This window comes from Pseudomonas nitroreducens NBRC 12694, from assembly GCF_002091755.1.
Classification (GTDB): Bacteria; Pseudomonadota; Gammaproteobacteria; order Pseudomonadales; family Pseudomonadaceae; genus Pseudomonas; species Pseudomonas nitroreducens.
In genome coordinates, this window is the sequence record NZ_BDAI01000001.1 from 846,622 (window position 1) to 863,748 (window position 17,127).

Consider the following 17,127-nt stretch of genomic DNA (forward strand, 5'->3'; position numbering starts at 1 on the left):
CCGCCCAAACACATGCCCCGCGCCCGTGCGCGGGGCATAGTGAGTTCAGCTATGCTCGCGCAAGCGACCCCACACGCGCACAGGGCGGTTCATGTTCAAGACCATTGAATCCGAAGTACTCAAGCAAAGCGTTCCGGCCGGGATCAGGGCCGAATTCCTCCAGCACGACTTCGAACGACTCCATGGTTTCTGCCTGCTGGTATTTGGCGTCAGCATCGCCATGTGGCTGCTCTTCGACCTGATCGTCAGCTTCCAGGCCGGCCAGGGCTTCACCTGGGTTTCGGTGGCCTTTCTGGGGGCGTTATTCCTCATCACCGCCCTGACCATCTTCGTGCGCAAGGCCGTGCATTTCTACTGGCTCAACCTGGCCTTCGTCTTCGTCTTCTGCCTGGGCGCCCGCCTGGTGATCGACGGCGTTCCCGAGGCCGTCCGCCAGACCTGGCTGGTGATCGCCGCGGCAACTGTGCTCTACAGCGCAACGGCCATGCCGCTGAACAATCCCGCCTTCTATTCGGTCATGACGGTGACCTGGGTCTTCCTCAATCCACTGCTCGGCGACGTGCCGGACTTCGACGCGCGGCGCAGCCTGCTGGTGTGCTACCCGCTATTCATCAGCGCCTTGTCCATCTACATCTTCAACCACCTGAGCAAGGCCAAGCTCTACAACTACGCCATGGCCCGCCTGCTGCTGGACCAGGCCTATCTCGACGTGCTCACCGGCATCCCCAATCGCCGCTCCTTCATGACCCGCGTCGGACAGCGCCTGGCAGACGATGGCGACCAGCGTTACCTGGTGATGATCGACATCGACCACTTCAAGCGCGTCAACGACACCTACGGGCATGACATCGGCGATGAAGTGCTGACTCGCGTCGCGCGGGCCATCAAGAGCGAGATGCACGACTTCGAATTCGCCCGCCTGGGCGGCGAGGAGTTCGGTCTGTACCTGTGGGGCATCAACGCGGAGGACGCGCAGTCTCGGGTCGAACAATTGCGCCGCATCACCGCCGAGTTGCCCGGCACTCCCAGCGTCACCATCAGCCTCGGCCTGGCCCACGTTACCGCCGACGGCACCCTGAGCCAGGCGCTGATCAAGGCTGATCAGGCGCTATACAGCGCCAAGCACAATGGTCGTAACCGGGTGACCTATTCGCCCTGACGCATGACCGGTGCAGAAACGAAAAAGGCCCGCGAATGCGGGCCTTTTCATGCTGGTGTCCCGGAGAGGGGTCGAACCTCCAACCTTCCCCTTAGGAGGGGGACGCTCTATCCAATTGAGCTACCGGGACAATCGGGTCGGCATGTTAACCACCGACAAGCGTTTTGTCATGCCACCGCCACCGGAGCGGTCCATAATTTTGCCGTCAGCCGGAGAATCACCATGACCTCAGAAGACGGCGCCCTGCCCGACTCACCCTTCGCCACCTTCGATGTACGCGTCGCCACAGTCGAGGACGCTGCAGCCCTCGCTCCGCTACTGCAGCAACTGGGCGCCCGCGACCCGCTGCCCGACACCGCGCTGCTGGCCCTGGGCAACCAGTTGCCGTCGCGAGTGACGCTTGTCGCCGAGCGCGATGGAGCCTTGCTGGGCACCTGCACCCTGCACCCGATCGAACACATCGCCCACGGCTTCGCCCGCTCGGCGATCCTCGAAGACATGGTGGTGGACAGCCGTGCGCGCGGCCAGGGCATAGGCCAGGCGCTGATCGCCCGCGCCGTGGAGTGGGCCCGGGACTGGAAGTGCTACAAGCTGGCGCTCTCCAGCCACCAGGACCGGGAAATGGCGCACCGCTTCTACGCCGCAATGGGCTTCGCGCCCCACGGCGTCAGCCTGTCGCTGAGTCTGGACTGACCTCAGCTGGCCTGAGCATCCGGAGGAGCGAGCAGGTTCAGCAGATGGCCGACCGTCACATCCAGGGATACCGAGTTGTCCAACTCCACCAGCGGGCCCGACAGGCCATCGGCGAAGTGCGCATTGCGTGCCAGGCGCTCCTCGATTTCCACCGGCGTCTCCCGCCCACGCTTGAGCAGTCGCTGGCGCAGCACATCGGTCTCGACCTTCAGCAGCACCGCGATCAACGATGGATAGCGACGGCGGGCTTCAGGCAGGTATTTGCGTGAACCATTGACCAGGACGTCGTGACCAGCGGCGAGCCAGTCATCGATCTCGCGGGGGATTCCGTAGTGCAGGCCATTGGCACGCCAGCTCATGGCGAAAGCACCGGAACGCTCCAGGCGAGAGAACTCCTCGACGCTCACCGAAAGCGCCTCCTCGCCACGCGCTTCCGCGGAACGCGTGATGACGCGCCGGACGATCCGGCAATCCATTGCGGCCAGGGGAACGCTGGCTGCCTGCAATACGCTGTCCTTGCCGGATCCCGAAGGGCCCATCAGGAAAATCAGTCTACCTGGGGTCATAAGACTCTCGGTGCACCGGCGGCTCGGCGCTACTTCAATTCTGATCCGCGGGCCGGATAATACGCCGAGCCTTGTGGGATACCAGTGAAACTCGTGATGAAAGCCCCCTGAAGCGGGCATCCGCTGACTCGCCGCCGGGCGCTGTGCCATCATGAAAGCCTGCGTCGAAGCGGGAGTATCGGGCCGCCCAACGGCAGGCAGCCACGGACGACATATCGACTACGCTGACGGATATGGGCACATCGCCAGCTTTCCCCTTAACTCCCATCTAAAGAAGGGTCTGCCTAGGCGGTCTCATTTCGGACGATTGGTGCTGGCATTTAGCCTTCACCCAAGACACAATATGCCGAAGGTTTGACGTCAAGTTATTGGATATTTTCACAAAAGCTTTGACGACGCGCTGAACGGCCATTGGAAATCGCTGTCAAAGGGCCTGAACGAACGCTGACCCATGGCATCGGCCTCCCTGACTTACAGGTTTAAAGTATGCGCCCATTGAAACAGGCAACCCCCACCTACTCCAGCCGTACCGCTGACAAATTCGTCGTACGCCTGCCCGAAGGCATGCGTGAGCGTATCGCCGACGTCGCCCGCAGCCACCACCGCAGCATGAACTCCGAGATCATCGCGCGTCTCGAACAGAGCCTGCTGCAGGAAGGTGCCCTGCAGGACAACCTGGGCATCCGCCTGGACAGCCCGGAACTCAGCCTGCACGAACGCGAACTGCTGCAGCGTTTCCGCCAGCTGACCCATCGTCAGCAGAACGCTTTGATCGCCCTCATCGCGCACGATGCCGAGATGGCGCAGAACGAAGCCTGATTCGTTCGCGATAACCGAAACAGCCGGCCTTGAGCCGGCTTTTTCATGCCCGTGCTTTCGTACCCTCCAAATCCGCATGACGGGCACAAAAAAGCCGCCTCGCGGGCGGCCTTTTCGGCGGGGCGGGCACTACATCAGGAACAGCGTGGCCAACCCGAGGAAGATGAAGAAGCCGCCGCTGTCGGTCATGGCGGTAATCATCACGCTGGAGCCCATCGCGGGATCGCGCCCCAGGCGCAGCAGCGTCATCGGAATCAGCACCCCCATCAATGCAGCAAGCAACAGGTTCAGCGTCATGGCGCCGGTCATGACGGCGCCCAGCTCCCAGTTGCCGTAGAGGTAGAAGGCGACCAGGCCGATCACCCCACCCCACACCAGGCCGTTCACCAACGCTACGCCCAGCTCCTTGCGCAGCAGGCGGTTGGCGCTGCTGGTCTGGATCTGGTCCAGAGCCATGGCGCGGACGATCATGGTGATGGTCTGGTTGCCGGAATTGCCGCCGATGCCGGCCACGATGGGCATCAGCGCCGCGAGTGCCACCAGCTTCTCGATGGAGCCTTCGAAGAGGCCGATCACCCGCGAGGCGATGAAGGCGGTGACCAGATTGGTGGCCAGCCAGGCCCAGCGGTTACCGACCGACTTCCAGACCGAGGCGAAGATATCTTCCTCTTCACGCAGACCGGCCATGTTCAGGACTTCGCTTTCGCTTTCCTCACGGATCAGGTCGACCATCTCGTCGATGGTCAGACGGCCGATGAGCTTGCCGTTCTTGTCCACCACGGGGGCGGAAATCAGGTCGTAACGCTCGAACGCCTGGGCGGCGTCATAGCCGTCCTCATCAGGGCTGAAAGTCACAGGGTCGGTGGCCATGACTTCCGCCACGTCCTTGTCCGGATCGTTCACCAGCAGGCGCTTGATCGGCAGCACGCCCTTGAGCACGCCGTCATAATCGACCACGAAGAGCTTGTCGGTATGGCCCGGCAGCTCCTTCAGGCGGCGCAGGTAGCGCAATACCACTTCCAGGCTGACATCGTCGCGGATGGTGACCATCTCGAAGTCCATCAGCGCGCCGACCTGGTCTTCCTCGTAGGACAGTGCCGAGCGCACGCGCTCGCGCTGCTGCGCATCGAGGGTTTCCATCAGCTCGTGGACCACATCGCGCGGCAATTCCGGCGCAAGGTCGGCGAGTTCGTCGGCGTCCATGTCCCGAGCCGCGGCGAGAATCTCGTGATCGTCCATGTCGGCGATCAGGGTTTCCCGCACGGAATCGGATACTTCGAGGAGGATGTCGCCGTCGCGCTCGGCCTTGACCAGTTGCCAGACCGTCAGACGGTCATCCAGCGGCAGCGATTCGAGGATGTGGGCGATGTCGGCCGGGTGCAACTCGTCCATCTTGCGCTGCAATTCGGCAAGGTTCTGGCGGTGCACGAGGTTTTCGACGAGGTCTTGATGCTGGCCTTCCTGACGGTGCGTCAGGTCTTCCACCAGCTTGTGCTTGTGCAGCAGGTCGACCACCTGGTTGAGGCGGTCCTGCAGGCTTTCCTGCGGCTTCTTGGCTTCTACTTCGGTCATAGCACGCTCCACCCCCAGTGGCAGAACGGGCCAGAGGGGATCAATACATCAGGTCGTGTGTACGCAATCGGGGTTCTGAGTAACTACTGGGTAAGTCCATGGTGGTGTCCCATGCGCCCATCGAGGGCAGATGCGGGAAATGATAACACTCCGGGGTGTATTGCGCGTTACAAAATGGCGGCTAGAACAATCGCTTGCAGGTGAAAGCTCACTGCCGAATCACTGCCCGGTTCGACGCCCGAAAGCTCCCACAGGACACCCGGCTCCGACTGACAAATTCCACTCCTAGTCTGCAGGCAGGCCCGCCATCATGGAGGAACCATGCGCCTGTCTGCCCTGCTCTATTTGCTCCTGATTTTTCAAGTACCGACCAGCCAAGCGGCCTCTGTGTTCCGCTGCACCGCAGCCGATGGCAGCGTGCTGTTCAGTCAGTATGGCTGCCCAACCGAACGGCAGCAGGAAATCCAGGAAGCCAGCAATCAAACACCCGGCTGGGGCGAGCCAGTTCCCATGGCCGCGGTAAAGGCGCCGGCACCACAGAAGGCTCCTGCACGCAGCAAGGGCAAAGGCGGGGAACTCGAAGATCGCTCACTGGTTATCGTGGGAGAGCAGCAGAACGGTTGCGGCAACCGCGTTACCGGCAGCGCGCGGCGCAAGGCGATCATCGAAGGCAGGATCAAGACAGGCATGACCCGCAGCGACGTCGAGAGCGCGTTCGGAAAGCCGGATAAGGTCAGCCAGCACAACGAGACGCTGCGCTATCACTATGACGCGAACAAGAGGCACGGCGCGCGTACCGTGACATTCGACGAGGACGGCTGCGTGACGGGCAAGGCAAAGCGCTGAGCACGCTGCGAAGACTTTTTCGAGAGCAAAGAAAAAGGGCCTGCATTTCTGCAGGCCCTTCCGGTATATGGCGCACTCAGGAGGATTCGAACCTCCGACCGCTCGGTTCGTAGCCGAGTACTCTATCCAGCTGAGCTATGAGTGCGTCGTTGGTAAAGTTTAACCAGATTCACCAACTGGTTGCAGCTAATGGCCTTTCAGCCCTTTCGCCACTGAAGCCCCGCTTTCGCGTTGCCTCGTATATGGCGCACTCAGGAGGATTCGAACCTCCGACCGCTCGGTTCGTAGCCGAGTACTCTATCCAGCTGAGCTATGAGTGCGCTGATGAGGGCGCAAATTCTAGAGCGATTTTTCTGATTCGTCAACAAGATTTTTCAATCTTTTCAGTAACTTACGTTACCTGACAAACCATCGCACCAGAGGATGCAATGGCGGAGAGGGGGGGATTCGAACCCCCGACACCCTTTTGAGGTGTACTCCCTTAGCAGGGGAGCGCCTTCGGCCACTCGGCCACCTCTCCGCAACACGGGGCGCATGATATCCATGTTTTCCCCGTTTGCAAAGAAAAATTTTAGAAAAATTAATGGTTTGGTTCTTGGTCTTTCTCTTTCTGGATGCGCTGGTAGATTTCCTCACGGTGCACAGCAACTTCCTTCGGCGCATTCACACCGATACGCACCTGATTTCCTTTGACGCCCAGTACAGTCACGGTGACGTCATCACCGACCATCAGGGTCTCTCCGACCCGGCGAGTCAGAATCAGCATTCCTTTCTCCTTACGTGTTACGGGATAAGCAGTCTGCAAAAAAAGAAATGGTGGCAGATTCGTATAGATCAAGTGCACGAATCCTTCACCCAAGTATTGACCAGTCCTGCCGGAAAGAAAGTTCCTGTCAGACAGTCAAAAACGACAAAAGGCGCGGGGTAGCCGCGCCTTTCGGTAGTTCTCGCCTTACTCGCCCTGTCGGGCCGGGGCGTCGAGTTCGAAAGCGGTATGCAGAGCACGGACCGCCAACTCGAGGTACTTCTCTTCGATGACCACGGAAACCTTGATTTCCGAGGTGGAGATCATCTGGATATTGATGGTCTCCTTGGCCAGGGCTTCGAACATGCGGCTGGCCACACCGGCGTGGGAACGCATGCCGACGCCGACGATGGAAACCTTGGCGATGTTGGTGTCGCCGGTGGCTTCGCGCGCGCCGATGCTGGCGGCGGTCTGCTTGAGGATTTCCAGAGCGGCCTGGTAGTCGTTGCGGTGCACGGTGAAGGTGAAGTCGGTGGTGTTATCGTGCGCGACATTCTGCACGATCATGTCGACTTCTACATTGGCGGCACTGATCGGGCCGAGAATCTTGAAAGCAACGCCGGGGGTATCCGGTACGCCACGGATGGTCAGCTTGGCTTCGTCGCGGTTGAAGGCGATGCCGGAGATGATCGGCTGTTCCATGGATTCCTCTTCATCAAGGGTAATGAGGGTGCCCGGACCCTCCTGGAAGCTGTGCAGCACGCGCAGCGGGACGTTGTACTTGCCGGCGAATTCCACCGAACGGATCTGCAGCACCTTGGAACCGAGGCTGGCCATTTCCAGCATCTCTTCGAAGGTGATCTTGTCCAGGCGGCGGGCCTGCGGCACGACGCGCGGGTCGGTGGTGTAGACGCCATCGACGTCGGTGTAGATCTGGCACTCATCGGCCTTCAGCGCCGCCGCCAGGGCCACACCCGTGGTGTCGGAACCGCCACGGCCGAGGGTGGTGATATTGCCGTGCTCGTCCACACCCTGGAAGCCGGCGACCACGACCACGCGGCCAGCCTTCAGATCTGCGCGAATGTTCGCATCGTCGATGCTGAGGATACGCGCCTTGGTGTGGGAACTGTCGGTCAGGATACGAACCTGGTTACCGGTGTAGGACACCGCCGGCACGCCGCGCTTCATCAGCGCCATGCTCAGCAGGGCGATGGTCACCTGCTCGCCGGTGGAGACCATGACGTCCAGCTCGCGCGGGATCGGCTGATCCATGATCTGTTTGGCCAGACCAATCAGGCGGTTGGTCTCGCCGCTCATGGCGGACACCACCACGACGATGTCGTCGCCCGCTTCACGGAATTTCTTCACCTTCTCGGCTACCTGCTCGATTCTCTCGACGGTGCCGACGGAGGTCCCTCCAAACTTCTGTACGATCAAAGCCATTTCAAAAGCCGCCTGATTCCTGAAGGGCGCCCATTAAACATGCATCACCGCATGCTGCCAAGGCCCGCCGGACGCGCTGCGGGCCCCGTATTTCAGGGCCTTTAGAGGCCCTGTTCGACAAATGTCACTGCCAGCGCCAGCGCTTCGTCCAGCTTGCCGGCATCCACGCCACCGCCCTGGGCCATGTCCGGGCGACCACCGCCCTTCCCGCCCACGGCCGCAGCGGCCTGCTTCATCAGATCGCCAGCCTTGAGCTTGGCGGTCAGGTCCTGGGTCACGCCGGCGACCAGTACGACCTTCTCTTCGAACACGCCGCCCAGCAGGATCACGCCGCTGCCCAGCTTGTTCTTCAGTTGGTCGACCAGCGCCAGCAGCGCCTTGCCATCGAGGCCGTCGAGACGCGAGGACAGCACCTTCACGCCACCGACGTCCACGGCGGAACCCGCCAGGTCGTCACCGGCTGCACTGGCAGCCTTGGCCTTGAGCTGCTCCAGCTCCTTTTCCAGCTGACGGTTGCGCTCGATCAGGCCGGACAGCTTGTCCAGCAGGTTGTCGCGGCTGCCCTTGACCAGGCCGGCCGCTTCCTTGAGTTGCTCTTCGGCGCCATTCAGGTAAGCCAGCGCAGCAGCGCCGGTGACCGCTTCGATACGGCGCACGCCGGAGGCCACACCGCCTTCGCTGGTGATCTTGAACAGGCCGATGTCGCCGGTACGGGACACGTGGGTGCCGCCGCACAGTTCGACGGAGAAGCTGCCACCCATGCTCAGCACGCGCACCTGATCACCGTACTTCTCGCCGAACAGCGCCATGGCGCCCTTGTTCTTGGCGGATTCGATGTCGGTCTCTTCGGTCTCCACCTCGGAGTTCTTGCGGATCTCGGTGTTGACGATGTCTTCCAGTTGCTTCAACTGCTCGGGCTTGATCGCCTCGAAGTGGCTGAAGTCGAAGCGCAGGCGCTGGCTGTCGACCAGCGAGCCTTTCTGCTGGACGTGATCGCCCAGCACCTGGCGCAGCGCGGCGTGCAGCAGGTGGGTAGCGGAGTGATTCAGCGCAGTGGCCTGGCGCACGGAGGCGTCGACTTCTGCTTTGACAGCCGCGCCAACGCTCAGGCTGCCCTGGGCAACCACACCGTGGTGCAGGTGCGCGCCGCCGGCCTTGGTGGTGTCGCGCACGTCGAAGCGCACGCCGGCACCCTGCAGGTAGCCGCTGTCACCGACCTGGCCGCCGGACTCGGCGTAGAACGGGGTCTGGTCGAGGACGACGACGCCCTCCTCGCCTTCGTTCAGTTGCTCGATGGCCTTGCCGTCCTTGAACAGGGCGATGATCTGGCCGGCACCGGAAACGCCCTGGTAGCCGAGGAAGCGGGTGTCGCCGTCGACTTTCACCAGGCTGTTGTAGTCCATGCCGAAGGCGCTGGCGGAGCGGGCACGCTCGCGCTGGGCCTCCATCTCGCGCTCGAAGCCTTCCTCGTCGAGGGTCAGGCTGCGCTCGCGGGCGATGTCGTTGGTCAGGTCGACCGGGAAGCCGTAGGTGTCGTACAGCTTGAACACCACGTTGCCGGGGATGACGCTGCCCTTGAGCTCGGACAGGTCCTGCTCGAGGATCTTCAGGCCCTGCTCCAGAGTCTTGGCGAACTGCTCTTCCTCGGTCTTCAGCACGCGCTCGATGTGCGCCTGTTGTTGCTTGAGCTCGGGGAAGGCTTCGCCCATCTCGCCGACCAGCGCGGCCACGATCTTGTGGAAGAAGGTGCCCTTGGCGCCCAGCTTGTTACCGTGGCGGCAGGCGCGACGGATGATGCGGCGCAGCACATAGCCACGGCCTTCGTTGGACGGCAGTACGCCATCGGCGATCAGGAAGCCGCAGGAACGGATGTGGTCGGCCACCACTTTCAGCGACGGGGCGTCGTCGTTGGCGCAGCCGATGGCGTCGGCCGACGCCTTCAGCAGGCTCTGGAACAGGTCGATCTCGTAGTTCGAGTGGACGTGCTGCAGCACGGCGCTGATGCGTTCCAGGCCCATGCCGGTGTCCACGCTCGGCGCCGGCAGCGCGTGCATGACGCCGTCCGCGGTGCGGTTGAACTGCATGAAGACGTTGTTCCAGATCTCGATGTAGCGGTCGCCATCTTCTTCCGGCGAGCCGGGCGGGCCGCCCCAGATGTCGGCGCCGTGGTCGAAGAAGATCTCGGTGCAGGGGCCGCACGGACCGGTGTCGCCCATCGCCCAGAAGTTGTCGGAGGCGTATGGCGCGCCCTTGTTGTCGCCGATACGGACCATGCGCTCGGCGGGAATGCCGACTTCCTTGGTCCAGATGTCGTAGGCCTCGTCATCGGTGGCGTAGACGGTGACCCAGAGCTTGTCCTTGGGCAGGTTCAGCCACTTGTCCGAGGTGAGGAATTCCCAGGCATAGGTAATGGCATCGCGCTTGAAATAGTCGCCGAAGCTGAAGTTGCCCAGCATTTCGAAGAAGGTGTGGTGGCGCGCGGTGTAGCCGACGTTTTCCAGGTCGTTGTGCTTGCCGCCGGCACGCACGCACTTCTGGCTGGTGGTGGCGCGGGTGTAGGCGCGCTTTTCCAGGCCCAGGAAGCAGTCCTTGAACTGGTTCATGCCTGCGTTGGTGAACAGCAGGGTCGGGTCGTTCGCGGGGATCAGCGAACTGGACGCTACGCGGGTGTGCCCCTTCTCTTCGAAGAAGCGGAGGAAGGCTTCACGGATTTCAGCGCTTTTCATAGGTTCTTCCACGGAAAAATGCGGCCACGAATCGCCGGCAAAGGGCCGCATTATATCGGCCCCGCATCAAGGTTGTAGTGTCTTTGCGCGATAGTTAACCCCTATCGCGCAATAATTTCTGTCAGGAACGACGAAAGGCGGCAAAAGCTTCGACGATACGCGGGATATCGGTGCTTTTCACATCGAGGTGGGTGACCAGGCGCAGGCGCGCTGCCGGGCTGACGCGGATGCCGCGCTCGGCCAGGTGCTCGCCCAGCACGCCGGCCTGCTCGCCGATGCCAACGTAGACCATGTTGGTCTGTACCGGCTCGATGCTGTAGCCCAGCTCAGCGAGGCCACGGCCCAGCGCTTCGGCATTGGCATGGTCATCGGCCAGGCGCTCGACCTGATGGTCCAGCGCGTAAATCGCAGCCGCTGCCAGGCCGCCGGCCTGGCGCATGCCACCACCGACCATCTTGCGCAGGCGGCGCGCGCGGCCGATCAGCTCCACATCGCCGCAGAGCACCGAGCCCACCGGCGCACCCAGGCCCTTGGACAGGCAGACCGAAACGGAATCGAAGTGACGGGTGATCTCGGCGGCGTCCACGCCCAGCTTCACCGCCGCGTTGTACAGGCGCGCGCCGTCGAGGTGCAGCGCCAGGCCGCGACGGCGGGTCATTTCACGCGCAGCCGCCAGGTAGGTCAGCGGCAGGACCTTGCCTTGCATGGTGTTTTCCAGCGCCAGCAGGCGGGTGCGGGCGAAGTGGAAATCGTCCTGCTTGATCGCTGCCTCGACCTTGGTCAGATCCAGCGAACCATCGGCCTCGCCATCGATGGGCTGCGGCTGGATCGAGCCCAGCACGGCGGCGCCGCCACCTTCATATTTATAGGTGTGCGCCTGCTGGCCGACGATGTATTCGTCGCCGCGGCCGCAATGGGCCATCAGGCCGAGCAGGTTGCTCATGGTGCCGGTGGGGACGAACAGCGCGGCAGCGAATCCCAGGCGCTCGGCCAGGGTCGCTTCCAGGCGATTGACCGTCGGGTCTTCGCCGTAGACGTCATCGCCCAGCTCGGCCCGTGCCATCGCCTCGCGCATGCCGGCGGTGGGCAGGGTCACGGTGTCGCTGCGAAGGTCGATGATGGACATGGCAAGGCTCCTCGGGCATCAGGCACAAAGAGCCGATGCTAAGCGCTCGCCAGTGGGGAAACAAGGCGCGCGATGGGCGCGCGCCGGGGAGATCAGAGCTCGGTGGGAACGACCAGGATGCCGGCGCGCAGGCCGTTCTTCACCCGCGGATTGGGGAAGATGATTCGTGCACCCTGCTCTTCCACGATCCAGCGCGTTCCGCCGATGTCCTCGGCCAACAGGAAGCCATGGTCCAGCTCGGTGAAGTTGTCCACCGCGTCGTCCAGGTGCAGGCGGAAGTGGTCGCTGTGCTTGATCACTTCGCGGGAAACGGCGAACAGCTGCAGGCCGTCGATCTGCGCACCGTCTGCCTCCTGGCCGCTGATCACGGCTTCGAGCATGGCTTCCAGGCGATCCAGGTTCACCGCCTGGTTCTGCCCGAACGGCCGCGCCTTGCCAAGCTCCAGGGTAAAGGCCTCGGCGCCCAGGTGGCTGTAGGTGTAGGCGCTGAAGGTGATGCCCGGCTTGCTCTGCAACAGCACGGCGTCGATGCCGGCGCTGCGCAGGCGCGCCAGCTCCTCGCGGGAATGTTCGCGGCCGCTGGCCCAGGGGTAGAGCGCGAACTGCTCGATCTTCGAGCCGCGGATCGCGGTGTGCAGGTCGTAGTGCAGGCGCGGGCGGCCTTCGCGGGCGAAGAACGCGGCGGCCAGGCGCTCGAGCTCGGCTGCGCGCAGGGCCTCGTTGCCGCTGCCCTCTTCATGGCGACCGCAGAACAGGCGGTTGATGTCCTGTTCCAGGTAGCGCTCGCCACGGCGCATGGCCTCGGGGTTGCCGAGCAGGAACAGCACTCGCGCCGACGGCTTCAGCTCGCCGCGGGCGATGCGGTGCACCAGGCGGTCGAGCAGCTCGATGGGCGCGGTCTCGTTGCCATGGATACCGGCCGAGAGCAGCAGGTCGCGGCCATTGTCCCGCGCCACCGGCGGAGTAATTTCAAGGGCGCCTTCGGCCAGCCAGTGCAAACGGGTGCCGTCTGCGGTGAGCTGAATCTTTTCCGTCGGCTCACGGCCGGCGAGGGTCAGTTCGAGCAGTTTGCCCAGGGCTAGCATGCGGACGCCTCCATCATGTCCTGCGGCCTGGCCGGCCGTGGACTCCGCGGTCAGTGGTGGTGGTCACATCCACAGTCTGGACCATGTTCGTGGACTTCGGCGGCTTCCAGCTCCAGGCTCAGGCCCAACTGGTTCACCGCCTGCGGGCGCACCACCAGCAGCGGGATCTCGGCATCGTCCTCATGGGAGTCGGCGTAGATCACCAGGCCGCCCTTGCCGTCGGCCTCCAGCCACAGCTCGCGGCCTTCCAGGCGGATGGCCAGGCGCGCGGTGTGGGTCTCGCGGCGTTCGCCCTGGTTGTCTTCGAGAATCAGCGGGAGGCTTTCGGTCATGTCGTTCACCTGACCCGTTCAATACCTCGCCGAGCGTAGCTCAGGCGAGGCAAGAACAGGCGAAAGAGCGCAGTTTACGCGCTGTAAATGAGCATCTTGAGCCTGTTCCTAACGCTGCATGAGCAAGCGCAGGCAGGCAGTGGGCGGGTCGTCAGTTCTGCTGGAACGGATAAACCGAGCCCAGTTTAAGGATCTGGCTCAATTCATCCAACGCCGTCCGGCACTCGACCAGCAGTTGCGGGTCGGCCAGGTCGGACTCGGCCAGGCGATCGCGGTAGTGCTTGTCGACCCAGGTGACCAGGGTGTCGTGCAGGGTCGGGGTCATGATCACGCCGGGATTGACTGCCGCCAGTTCGGTGTCGTTCAGCGCCACGCGCAGGCGCAGGCAAGCGGGGCCGCCGCCGTTCTGCATGCTCTGCTTGAGGTCGAACACCTTCACCTCGCGGATCGGGCCGTCCTCGGCCGTCAGGCGCGACAGGTAGTTCCACACGCGCTCGTTCTTGCGGCACTCCTCCGGGACGATCAGCAACATGTTGCCGTCGGTGCGGGTGAGCAGTTGGCTGTTGAACAGGTAGGACTTCACCGCGTCCTCGACCGTGACCTGGTCGCGCGGCACGCACACGGCGCGGAAGCGGCCGCCACGGCGGCCCAGCTTGTCGTGCAGTTCGGCGAGGACGCGCTCGGTGTCGAGGAAGGCGTCTTCGTGGTGGAACAGCACTTCGCCGTTGCCCACGGCAATCACATCGTTATGGAACACGCCCTGGTCGATCACCGCCGGGTTCTGCTGGGCGTACACCACGCCGTCGTCGCCCAGGCCGTGCAGGCGGGCCACCGCCTGGCAGGCTTCCAGGGTCTGCCGCGCCGGGTAGCGCTGCGGCGCCGGGAAGCGGCTGTCGAAAGCGCTGCGGCCGAACACGAAGAACTCCACGCCGGCTTCGCCGTAGGACTTGCAGAAGCGCGTGTGGTTGGCCGCGCCCTCGTCGCCGAACTGGGCGACCGCCGGCAATGCGGCGTGGTGGGCGAAGCGCTGCTCGTCGTTGAACATCGCCGCGAGGATGCGGCTGGTCTGCGGATGCTCGATGGAACGATGGAACTTGCAGTTCAGGTTGGCCGCAGTGAAGTGCACGCGACCATCGGCGGTGTCGGCACTGGGACTGACGGTGGCGGCGTTGGCCGTCCACATGCAGGACGCCGAGCTGACCGCGGCCAGCAGCGGCATGGCCTCCTTGGCAGCCTTGGCGATGACGTCCGCATCAGTACCGGAGAAACCCAGGGCGCGCAGGGACGCAACCGCCGGGCGCTCTTGCGGGGCGAACACGCCCTGCTTGAAGCCCAGTTCCATCAGCGCCTTCATCTTCGACAGGCCCTGTTTCGCCGCTTCGCGCGGGTTGGACGCCGCCTGGCTGTTGCTCTGCGAAGCGACGTTGCCGTAGGACAGGCCGCCGTAGTTGTGCGTCGGTCCGACCAGACCGTCAAAGTTCATTTCATAGGCGGTCATCACAGGCTCACTCCCGGAGTCAGGGTTGCAGGCAGGCTCAGGCTGTCGCTCTCCAGCGAGGCGACCGGGTACGCGCAGTAGTCGGCTGCGTAGTAGGCGCTCGGGCGGTGGTTACCGGAGGCGCCGATGCCGCCGAATGGCGCGCTGCTGGCCGCACCGGTCAGCTGTTTGTTCCAGTTGACGATGCCGGCGCGGCTCTCGATGAGGAAGTCCTCGTAGCGCTCGCGCGAGTCCGACAGCAAGCCGGCAGCCAGACCGTACTGGGTGGCGTTGGCTTCGCGCACGGCGGCGTCGAAGTCGGCGTAGCGGATCACCTGCAGCAGCGGGCCGAAGAACTCTTCGTCCGGGCGCTCGGCCACGGCAGTCACATCGAGGATGCCGGGGGTCAGCAGCGCGGCGGTAGCCAGCGGCTGGGTCATCGCCAGCAGCGGCTTGGCGCCCTTGGCCAGCAGATTGTCCTGGGCCTTGATCAGATGCTCGGCGGCGGCAAGGGAAATCACCGAACCCATGAAGGGCGCCGGCTGCTCGTCGAAGCGGCCGACCTTGATGGTCGAGGCCACGGCGACCAGGCGCTCCAGCAGCGCGTCGCCCCAGGCCCCCTGCGGCACCAGCAGGCGGCGGGCACAGGTGCAGCGCTGGCCGGCGGAAATGAAGGCGGACTGGATGATGGTGTAGACGGCGGCGTCGACGTCTTTCACTTCGTCGACCACCAGCGGGTTGTTGCCGCCCATCTCCAGCGCGAGGATCTTCTGCGGGCGACCGCCGAACTGGCTGTGCAGCAGGTTGCCGGTGCGGCTGGAGCCGGTGAAGAACAGGCCGTCGATGTCGTCGTTGCTTGCCAGCGCCACGCCGGTATCGCGGGCGCCCTGGACCAGGTTGATCACGCCAGCGGGAATGCCCGCCTCGACCCAGGCCTGCAGGGTCAGCTCGGCCACTTTCGGAGTCAGCTCACTGGGCTTGAACACCACGGCGTTGCCTGCCAGCAGCGCCGGCACGATATGGCCGTTGGGCAGGTGGCCGGGGAAGTTGTACGGGCCGAACACGGCAACCACGCCGTGCGGCTTGTGGCGCAGCACGGCGGTCGCGTCGGCCAGCGGGCCGCTTTTCTCGCCGGTGCGCTCACGGAAGGCCTGGACCGAGATGGCGACCTTGTTGACCATGCTGGTCACTTCGGTGGCAGCTTCCCACAACGGCTTGCCGGTTTCCTCGCCGATGGCGCGGGCCAGTTCCTCGGAACGGCCTTTCAGCGTAGCAGCGAAGCGCTCCAGCACGGCGATGCGCTCTTCCACCGGGCGGCGCGCCCAGGCCGGGAAGGCGTTGCGTGCGGCAGCGACAGCAGCGGCGACCTGCTGCTCGGAGGCAGCACGGCCGGACCAGACAACGGCCTGGCTGACCGGGCAGAGCGATTCCAGCGGCTCGCCTTCGCCTGCCAGCCACTGGCCGGCAATGTAGTGGGTATTCATCATCAGGCTCCCCTGACGCCGGGCGGCGTCAGTTGCGTTTTCCGGCGAGAGGCACCGCGCGGACCGAGGCCCCGGCGGACAGGCGCAGGCGCTTGGCAGTCTGCGCATCGACCACCAGCGAACCAGCGGCCAGGCGCGCGGGCGCGGCGGTGATGCGACACTCCTCGCGCTTGCGGTTGTGGATCAGGAAGGGCTCGGCGTCATCGCCCGGCGTGCCGATGGCCAGCACCAGGTTCTGGCTGTCGGCGATGGCGCGGATCTTCTCGGTCGGCGCCTCGATGGCGGGGCCGGCATCGAAGATGTCGACGTAGCCCTGGTAGCTGAAGCCCTCGGCCTTGAGCATGGCCAGCGCCGGCTCGGTGTCCGGGTGGACACGGCCGATCACTTCACGCGCATCCTCGGAGAGGAAGCAGCTGTAGAGCGGGAACTTGGGCATCAGCTCGGCGATGAAGGCCTTGTTGCCCACGCCGGTCAGGTAATCGGCCTGGCTGAACTCCATCTTGAAGAAGTGCCGGCCCAGGCTTTCCCAGAACGGCGAACGGCCAGCCGCGTCGGACATGCCGCGCATCTCGGCAATCACCTTGTCGCCGAACAGCTCGCGGAACTCGGCGATGAACAGGAAGCGCGCCTTGGACAGCAGACGACCGTTCAGGCCGGCGCGGTGGTCGGCATGCAGGAACAGCGAGCACAGCTCGGACTGGCCGGTGAGGTCGTTGGCCAGGAACAGCGTGGGAATTTCGCGGTGGATACCCAGCTCTTGCGAGGCGCTGACGGTCAGGCCGACGCGGTAGTTGTACCAGGGCTCGCGCAGGCCGACAGCACCGGCGACGGCGGAAATCCCCACCACCTTGCCGTCATCGTTTTCGAGGACGAACAGGTAGTCGGCGTCGGCGCGCTCGGCCTCACCGCGGAAGGCTTTTTCGGCCCAGTTCACGCGGTGCTGCAGACGCTGCTCGTTGGCCGGCAGTGTGGTCAGGCCAGTGCCGGTGCTGCGCGCCAGATCGAAAAGAGCCGGCAGGTCGGCGCTGGTTACGGGACGGACGATCATGCTCTC

At 63.9% G+C, this 17,127-nt stretch carries 15 protein-coding genes and 4 tRNA genes; 4 read left to right on the forward strand and 15 right to left on the reverse strand.

What is annotated here, in order from left to right; all coding sequences use genetic code 11:
• The first annotated feature begins 91 nt into the window (after nucleotides 1-91).
• The gene (locus PNI01S_RS03980; protein ID WP_038803635.1) at nucleotides 92-1,159 is read left to right on the forward strand and encodes a GGDEF domain-containing protein; all 1,068 of its coding nucleotides are present in this window, start codon (nucleotides 92-94) and stop codon (nucleotides 1,157-1,159) included.
• Nucleotides 1,160-1,212: 53 nt separating this feature from the next.
• On the opposite strand, the gene PNI01S_RS03985 is transcribed toward PNI01S_RS03980, so the two are convergent.
• A tRNA-Arg gene (locus PNI01S_RS03985) sits at nucleotides 1,213-1,289 on the reverse strand.
• A gap of 92 nt (nucleotides 1,290-1,381) precedes the next feature.
• On the opposite strand from PNI01S_RS03985, the gene PNI01S_RS03990 reads away from it, so the two are divergent.
• On the forward strand, nucleotides 1,382-1,852 hold the full coding sequence (locus tag PNI01S_RS03990; RefSeq protein ID WP_084357463.1) for a GNAT family N-acetyltransferase: 471 nt from the start codon (nucleotides 1,382-1,384) through the stop codon (nucleotides 1,850-1,852).
• Nucleotides 1,853-1,854: 2 nt separating this feature from the next.
• Here the strand turns inward: PNI01S_RS03990 and phnN are convergent, their stop codons facing one another.
• The gene (gene phnN, locus PNI01S_RS03995; protein ID WP_084357464.1) at nucleotides 1,855-2,418 is read right to left on the reverse strand and encodes a phosphonate metabolism protein/1,5-bisphosphokinase (PRPP-forming) PhnN; all 564 of its coding nucleotides are present in this window, start codon (nucleotides 2,416-2,418) and stop codon (nucleotides 1,855-1,857) included.
• A 486-nt stretch (nucleotides 2,419-2,904) separates the two neighbouring features.
• Here phnN and amrZ point away from each other — a divergent pair, with 486 nt between their 5' ends.
• Entirely contained in the window at nucleotides 2,905-3,237 is a 333-nt protein-coding gene (gene amrZ / locus PNI01S_RS04000; protein ID WP_024764908.1) for a transcriptional regulator AmrZ, read from the forward strand.
• Between the two features lie 129 nt (nucleotides 3,238-3,366).
• On the opposite strand, the gene mgtE is transcribed toward amrZ, so the two are convergent.
• The gene (gene mgtE / locus PNI01S_RS04005) at nucleotides 3,367-4,809 is read right to left on the reverse strand and encodes a magnesium transporter (protein WP_038803637.1); all 1,443 of its coding nucleotides are present in this window, start codon (nucleotides 4,807-4,809) and stop codon (nucleotides 3,367-3,369) included.
• A gap of 321 nt (nucleotides 4,810-5,130) precedes the next feature.
• Between mgtE and bamE the strand changes: the two genes are divergently transcribed.
• The gene (gene bamE / locus PNI01S_RS04010; RefSeq protein WP_084357465.1) at nucleotides 5,131-5,655 is read left to right on the forward strand and encodes an outer membrane protein assembly factor BamE domain-containing protein; all 525 of its coding nucleotides are present in this window, start codon (nucleotides 5,131-5,133) and stop codon (nucleotides 5,653-5,655) included.
• Between the two features lie 68 nt (nucleotides 5,656-5,723).
• On the opposite strand, the gene PNI01S_RS04015 is transcribed toward bamE, so the two are convergent.
• The 12 genes from PNI01S_RS04015 to astA all read right to left on the reverse strand — a co-directional run bounded on the left by PNI01S_RS04015 (nucleotide 5,724) and on the right by astA (nucleotide 17,121).
• Nucleotides 5,724-5,800, reverse strand: a tRNA-Arg gene (locus tag PNI01S_RS04015).
• 98 nt (nucleotides 5,801-5,898) lie between these two features.
• Nucleotides 5,899-5,975: transfer RNA gene (locus PNI01S_RS04020), tRNA-Arg, on the reverse strand.
• Nucleotides 5,976-6,084: 109 nt separating this feature from the next.
• A tRNA-Ser gene (locus PNI01S_RS04025) sits at nucleotides 6,085-6,175 on the reverse strand.
• A gap of 60 nt (nucleotides 6,176-6,235) precedes the next feature.
• Nucleotides 6,236-6,421 (reverse strand): carbon storage regulator CsrA, encoded by a 186-nt coding sequence (gene csrA, locus PNI01S_RS04030; protein WP_003085981.1) that lies wholly within the window; start codon nucleotides 6,419-6,421, stop codon nucleotides 6,236-6,238.
• A gap of 186 nt (nucleotides 6,422-6,607) precedes the next feature.
• Complete coding sequence (locus PNI01S_RS04035) at nucleotides 6,608-7,843, reverse strand: aspartate kinase (RefSeq protein ID WP_037011532.1); 1,236 nt, start codon at nucleotides 7,841-7,843, stop codon at nucleotides 6,608-6,610.
• A gap of 101 nt (nucleotides 7,844-7,944) precedes the next feature.
• Nucleotides 7,945-10,569, reverse strand: coding sequence for an alanine--tRNA ligase (alaS, locus tag PNI01S_RS04040; protein WP_084357466.1), 2,625 nt, complete (start codon nucleotides 10,567-10,569; stop codon nucleotides 7,945-7,947).
• 121 nt (nucleotides 10,570-10,690) lie between these two features.
• On the reverse strand, nucleotides 10,691-11,695 hold the full coding sequence (gene ltaE / locus PNI01S_RS04045) for a low-specificity L-threonine aldolase (protein ID WP_084357467.1): 1,005 nt from the start codon (nucleotides 11,693-11,695) through the stop codon (nucleotides 10,691-10,693).
• Nucleotides 11,696-11,787: 92 nt separating this feature from the next.
• Nucleotides 11,788-12,780: a succinylglutamate desuccinylase gene (gene astE, locus PNI01S_RS04050; protein ID WP_024766340.1), complete on the reverse strand. Its 993-nt coding sequence runs from the start codon at nucleotides 12,778-12,780 to the stop codon at nucleotides 11,788-11,790.
• Nucleotides 12,781-12,830: 50 nt separating this feature from the next.
• Nucleotides 12,831-13,112, reverse strand: a complete 282-nt coding sequence (locus tag PNI01S_RS04055; RefSeq protein ID WP_024766339.1) for a GTPase — start codon at nucleotides 13,110-13,112, stop codon at nucleotides 12,831-12,833.
• A gap of 151 nt (nucleotides 13,113-13,263) precedes the next feature.
• Nucleotides 13,264-14,610: an N-succinylarginine dihydrolase gene (gene astB, locus PNI01S_RS04060; protein ID WP_084357468.1), complete on the reverse strand. Its 1,347-nt coding sequence runs from the start codon at nucleotides 14,608-14,610 to the stop codon at nucleotides 13,264-13,266.
• On the reverse strand, nucleotides 14,610-16,076 hold the full coding sequence (gene astD / locus PNI01S_RS04065; protein WP_089285720.1) for a succinylglutamate-semialdehyde dehydrogenase: 1,467 nt from the start codon (nucleotides 16,074-16,076) through the stop codon (nucleotides 14,610-14,612). The genes astB and astD overlap by 1 nt, the downstream gene beginning before the upstream one ends.
• 25 nt (nucleotides 16,077-16,101) lie before the next feature.
• Nucleotides 16,102-17,121, reverse strand: a complete 1,020-nt coding sequence (gene astA, locus PNI01S_RS04070; RefSeq protein ID WP_084357470.1) for an arginine N-succinyltransferase — start codon at nucleotides 17,119-17,121, stop codon at nucleotides 16,102-16,104.
• Between the last annotated feature and the right edge of the window lie 6 nt (nucleotides 17,122-17,127).